This is a genomic window from Actinomadura sp. WAC 06369 (genome assembly GCF_003947565.1).
GTDB lineage: Bacteria > Actinomycetota > Actinomycetes > Streptosporangiales > Streptosporangiaceae > Spirillospora > Spirillospora rifamycini.
On sequence record NZ_QHJN01000310.1, the window covers coordinates 1 to 4,371 of the forward strand.

At 74.1% G+C, this 4,371-nt stretch carries 3 protein-coding genes; all 3 read right to left on the reverse strand.

Translation table 11 applies throughout. The features are described from left to right. Nucleotides 1–18: 18 nt before the first annotated feature. Genes DMH08_RS38695 through DMH08_RS38705 form a run of 3 tightly spaced genes read right to left on the reverse strand, consistent with a single transcriptional unit; the run spans nucleotide 19 to nucleotide 3,757 of the window. A complete protein-coding gene (locus DMH08_RS38695) occupies nucleotides 19–1,059 on the reverse strand; it encodes an ABC transporter permease (RefSeq protein WP_233618066.1) in 1,041 nt (346 codons plus the stop codon). Beyond that, nucleotides 1,056–2,564 carry a sugar ABC transporter ATP-binding protein gene (locus DMH08_RS38700; RefSeq protein WP_125621210.1) on the reverse strand — a complete coding sequence of 503 codons (1,509 nt, stop codon included), beginning with the start codon at nucleotides 2,562–2,564 and terminating at the stop codon, nucleotides 1,056–1,058. Before DMH08_RS38700 ends, DMH08_RS38695 begins: the two co-directional genes overlap by 4 nt. Nucleotides 2,565–2,572: 8 nt before the next feature. Beyond that, nucleotides 2,573–3,757: an ROK family transcriptional regulator gene (locus DMH08_RS38705; RefSeq protein WP_125621212.1), complete on the reverse strand. Its 1,185-nt coding sequence runs from the start codon at nucleotides 3,755–3,757 to the stop codon at nucleotides 2,573–2,575. Nucleotides 3,758–4,371: the final 614 nt, after the last annotated feature.

Consider the following 4,371-nt stretch of genomic DNA (forward strand, 5'->3'; position numbering starts at 1 on the left):
GGATCGGGGCGGGGGACGTCAGGTGGGCGAGCGCAGCGCCCGGCGCTGCAGCAGCACGGCGACGACGATGATCGCGCCCTTCGCGATCAGCTGGTCGCTGGTCTGCAGGCCGTTGAGGATGAACAGGTTCGTGATGAGCGTGAACACCAGCACGCCGAGGATCGAGCCGATGACCGTGCCGCGGCCGCCGGTCAGCAGCGTCCCGCCGATGATCACGGCGGCGATGGCGTCCAGCTCGTACAGGTCGCCGTGCGTGCTGGACCCGGTCGTCGTCCGGGCCATGATGATGAGCGCCGCGACGCCGCAGCAGAACCCGGACAGCGCGTACAGCAGCACCGTGTGGCGGCGGACGTCGATGCCGGCGAGCCGCGCGGCCTCCGGGTTGCCGCCGACCGCGAACGTCCGGCGGCCGAACGTGGTGCGGTTCAGCAGCACCCAGCCGGCGGCGCCGACGGCCAGGAAGATGTAGACGACCAGCGGCAGCCCGAGCACCTTCGTCGTGGACAGCTCCACGATCGCGTTGTTCTCCTGCTGCACGAGCTGCGTCTTGCGGTCGGAGAGCCGCTGCGCCAGGCCGCGCGCCGCGACGAGCATCGCCAGCGTCGCGATGAACGGCACCAGCCGCCCGTAGGAGATCAGCAGGCCGCTGACGACGCCCGCGCCGGTCCCGACGAGGATCGCGCACATCGCCATGACCCACGGCCCGTACGACTGCGTCGCGACGGTCGTCGCCCACACCGACGCCAGCGCCATCACCGACCCGACCGACAGGTCGATGCCGCCGCCGATGATGACGAACGTCTGGCCGACCGTGATCACGCCGATGGTGGCGGCGAGCACCAGGATGCCGACCATGTTGCCGGTGGTGAGGAAGTTGTCCGGCTCGGTGATCGCCCCGACGGCGCACAGCAGCAGCAGCGCCAGGACGAGCCCGAGGTGCCGGGTGTCGTCCAGCGGCGGGCGCCGCCACCACGGCGCGTCCGCCGCCTTCGCGGCCGGCGCCTCCTTGCCCACCGAGACGCGCGCCTCGCCGCGCTCGTCCACGCCCGCGTCGCTCACAGCGCGCTCCCTTCCATGATCATGTTGAGTACGGCGGCCTCGTCGAGGTCGCGGGCGTCGCCGGTGTGCACGACCCGCCCCTCCCGGACGACCAGGACCCGGTCGGCCAGCCCGAGCACCTCGGGCACCTCGCTGGACACCAGCAGCACCGCGATGCCCCGCCCGGCCAGCTCCCGGATCACCGCGTACAGCTCCGCGCGCGCGCCGACGTCGACTCCCCGGGTGGGTTCGTCCAGGATCAGCAGCCGCAGGTCGTCGGAGCCCAGCAGCCAGCGGGCCAGCACGACCTTCTGCTGGTTGCCGCCCGAGAGGGTCACCACGGGACGCCGCGGGTCGGGCGGCCGGATGTCGAGCGACGCGATCTGCCGCCGCACGTCGTCCTGCTCCCGCCGCCGGTCGAACCAGCCGAGCCGCGAGTACCGGCCGAGCCCCGCCACGGTCACGTTCGCCGCGACCGTCTCGTTCGGCAGCAGCGCCTGGCTCTTGCGCTCCTCCGGCGCCATGCCCATGCCGCGCCGGACGGCCGCGCCCGTGTCGCCCGGCCGCACGCGGCGCCCGTCCACGAGCACCTGGCCCTTCGCGGGGCGCCGCATCCCGTAGACCGTCTCGAGGATCTCCGAGCGGCCCGACCCGACGAGCCCCGCGAGGCCCACGATCTCGCCGGCCCGCACCGTCAGCGACACGTCCGCGAAGGCGCCCGGCACCGTCAGGTCCTCGACCCGCAGCACCTCCGGGCCGTCGGGCGCCTCGCCCCGCTCGGGGAAGACGTACTCGACGTCCCGCCCGGTCATCAGCGACACGACCTTGTCGGTCGACGTCGTCTTCGCGGGGAGCCCGTTCGCGACCGACCGCCCGTCCTTCAGCACGGTCACCCGGTCGCCGATCTCGCGGATCTCCTCCAGCCGGTGCGAGATGTAGACGACCGCGACGCCCGCCGCCGTCAGCTCGCGGATGATCCGGAACAGGTTGCTGACCTCGTCGTGCGCGAGCGCCGCCGACGGCTCGTCCATCACGATCAGCTTCGCCTCGTGGGACAGCGCCCGCGCCATGCTGACGACCTGCTTGCCCGCCGCCGGGAGCCGCCCGGCCTCCCGGCGCGGCGGGATCTCCCCGTGCCCGAGCCGGCCGAGCAGCTCGCGCGCCGCCCGCTCGGCGTCGCCCCGCCGGGTGAACCCGAACGACGCCTTCTCGTGGCCGAGGAAGATGTTGTCCGCCACCGACAGGCCGTCCACCAGGTCGAGCTCCTGGTAGATGGTGGCGATTCCGGCGCGCATGGCCGCCGTGGGCCCGGCGAGCCGCACCGTCGCCCCGTCGAGGACGATCTCGCCCTCGTCCGGCTGGTGCGCGCCGGCGAGAACCTTGATCAACGTGGATTTGCCGGCGCCGTTCTGCCCGAGCAGGCAGTGCACCTCGCCCGGGAGGACGTCGAGGTCGACGCCGTCCAGGGCGCGGACGCCGGGGAACTGCTTGACGATGCCGCGCATCCGCAGCAGGGGTTCGCCCATCGGGACTCCTAGGCGGTGGAGAAGACGTGGTCGCTGATGAGCCGGGCGCCGCCGACCACGCCGGCGGCGCCGGCGAGCTCGGACAGCACGATGGGCAGGTTGCCGGTGGCGAGCGGCGCCGACCGGCGGTAGACGACGCTGCGGATCTCGGCCAGCAGCGTGTGGCCGAGCCCCGCGACACCGCCCGCGATGATCACGAGTCCGGGGTTGAAGAAGCTGACGAGCCCGGCGAGCACCTGGCCGACGTGGCGCCCGCCCTCGCGGATGATCCGCACCGACGCGGGGTCGCCCGCCGCCGCCGCGAGCGACACGTGCTCGCCCGTCAGCTCGCCGTGCGTCTCCAGCAGCGCCGCGAGGTGGGCGGACTCGCCCGACGCCGCGGCCGCCGCCGCGTCCCGCGCCAGCGCCGCGCCGCCGAAGTACGCCTCGAGGCAGCCCGCGTTGCCGCACGCGCACACCGGCCCGCCGTCGTCGACGCGGATGTGCCCGATGTCGCCGGCGCTGCCCGAGACGCCCCGGTAGATCGAGCCGTCCACCACGATGCCGCAGCCGATGCCCGTCCCGATCTTGACGAGCAGGAAGTCGTCCACCGACCGCGCCACCCCGGACGTCAGCTCGCCGAGCGCCATCAGGTTCACGTCGTTGTCGACGAGCACCGGGCAGCCGAGCTCCTGCCCGATCGCGTCCCGCACCGGGAACCGGTCCCAGCCGGGCATGATCGGCGGCACGACCGGCATGCCGTCGCGGAAGCTGACCGGCCCCGGGACGCCGATGCCCGTCCCGTGCACCTGCCCGTCGATCAGCCCCTGGTCGCGGAGCTTGCCGAGCAGGTCGAGCGCCCGGTCGAGGACGGCCGTCGCGCCCTGCCGCACGTCGCAGGGCTCGTTGACGTGCCCGAGCACCTCGAGCTCCCCGTCGGTGACCGCGACGTCGATCGACGTCGCGCCGATGTCGAACGCGACGAACCGCAGCCGCGGCGACAGCCGCACGATGCCCGACCTGCGCCCGCCCCGCGACGCCGCCAGGCCCGCCCCCTCGACGAGCCCGAGCTCCACGAGCCGGTCCAGCTCGACCGCGAGCTTGGACCGCGAGAGCCGGACGACATCGCCCAGCTCGGCCCGCGACCGCGGCCCCTCGTCGCGCAGCAGCCGCAGCAGGCGTGCCTGGTGCACGTTCTGCGGACGAGCCGTCATGCGCATCTCGCCGTCCCTCCGGGTCCACGCAGCACCGGCACCACGGACCCGGCCCCCGAACGGGCCGGCCGCGCCGGTCGTGCCGAGAACGTAACCGGCTTTCGCCGCGTTGAGAAGACCTTTTCGTGAGATCACCCGAACTTTTTCCACTCAGAAGACAAAGCCCCACACCGCGCCCCCAGCACGGCAAGCACAAACGCTCTGAACGACGCACGCGCAGGAGCACGGGCAGCCGCACGGCAGGCCGGCGGCACGGTGGACGCGAGCGACGCGAGCGGTGGGCTTGTGGCGCGGGACGGCACCGGCGCGAGCGGCCGGGGCAGAAGCGCGGCGGATCCGGACGACACGCACGGCACGGCATGGCGGGACTCGGGCAACCCGGCGCGCGCGGGCGGCCGCCCCGCCGCGGCCGGTGAGCTTGTGGCGCGGGGCAGGTGGCGTCAGGTTTCGGCGGCACGCGGCGCGGGACGGGAACCGGCGCGGTGGAGCGCCAGCGGGTGGAAGCGCGGTGCGCCTGGACGGGACGGACGGCGCACGCGGCGCGGGACGGGAACCGGCGCTGTGGAGCGGGGTGGAGCGGGGTAGGCGGGTGGTTCGGCGGGCTTGGGCTTGGG